The sequence below is a fragment of the Endozoicomonas sp. ONNA2 genome, assembly GCF_024606365.1.
GTDB lineage: Bacteria > Pseudomonadota > Gammaproteobacteria > Pseudomonadales > Endozoicomonadaceae > Endozoicomonas.
Window position 1 is genome coordinate 1 of sequence record NZ_JAHHPO010000699.1, and the last position, 1,301, is coordinate 1,301.

General features: G+C 46.3%; 2 protein-coding genes. Both read right to left on the reverse strand.

All coding sequences use genetic code 11. The features are described 5' to 3' along the window. On the reverse strand, positions 1-716 hold a 716-nt coding region (locus KDK14_RS12415), incomplete at its 3' end, for a PEP/pyruvate-binding domain-containing protein (protein ID WP_257265447.1). A gap of 87 nt (positions 717-803) precedes the next feature. Then, the coding region (locus tag KDK14_RS12420; RefSeq protein ID WP_257265448.1) for a DUF4116 domain-containing protein at positions 804-1,301 on the reverse strand (498 nt) is incomplete at its 5' end.

The following is a 1,301-nucleotide window of genomic DNA, read 5'->3' on the forward strand; positions in this document are numbered from 1 at the left end:
TATTTGCCCGCCTGGGCATCGCCGTAGTTATCTTCATTGATGCCGGAACTGCGGACAATAACCGGTTGTGATGGCCTGCCCAGCTCATGGCGCAGCCCCCTGATGAGTTGGGCGGGTGCAGAATCTTTAACCTGTTCGTAATAGTCATCACTGGCAATAAATTCCGCCAGACCCGCCAGCCAGTTATTCCTTTTGGTTTGCTCTGAAGGTGGCAAGGCGTTGAGGCATTGCCTGATGTCCGTCAGGCTGGGCTCTGCCTTCAGTTTACGGTCAATCCCGGGGAGGTAGCGGTCAAGGCGGTGGATATCCAGAGGGTGTTGTTCAAGGGCATTGATAACTTGTGCAGTAACACATTCGAACGGTGGAACACGCAGGCCGGCTTTCTTCATGCGCCACAAAAACATCCCCTTGCCCCCAATTTGCTGCCGGTCGGTGGGGTGGCAGTCAGCAACAGGTGAACGGCACCTGCGATTGGCCAGTGACGTTGGATCGGTAACGCCACCGGAACCCACATTACCTGAATACCTTGACTGCCCATTATTAGTGGGTATGACTTCAGTTGCTGGCATTATTTTAATGATTTTGACGGGCTGCAGGGAATCGTCGGCAAAGTATGTCGGCGGTTTTTGGGCAGGTACGTTATTCGAACTCAGCTCCCGGGGCAAAGGTACCAAGGTGTTCTGCAATAATGGTGAGAAGATCGGTGTTAGATTCATTGATATAATCCATTATAATTTCAATTGATTATATTTTTAGTCCATATTTTGCCGAAAAAGTTCGAGATTTCGATAAATAAATACGCATTAGAAAATAACACAACGGTTTTCACTGACCATGGTTCTCAGAGTCAATCTGACATTCTCCAAACGCCCCCCGATGTATCTAATAACTTTGGGGTTTCTTTGCTTTGCCAAATGGATAAATGCTTCATCCAGAAGCGCGTCAGCCGCAAAGACTAAAGCATAGGGATGTACTGCAATTAACTCGAGCATATACTCCCGATCACTGAACAAGGTTTCGCTGACACGATTCAAGCAATCAACATTTATAGCAACCAGTTTTTTAATAATGTTTTTATCGCTACGGAATCGTTCATTGGCAAACCACAGGGAACTTGGATACTTTGCGATAGCGGCACTGACAACATCAAAATCATTCCGAAATTTCGGGCCAAGATGTTTCAGATGATCTTCATAATTAGTGACCAGGGCGATGGCGACATCTTTATCATCCTCCAGTTCTTTACTTATACCTGAATCCGTAAGGTTTTGATTGCACCGGAAGAATTTTACCAATTTAAT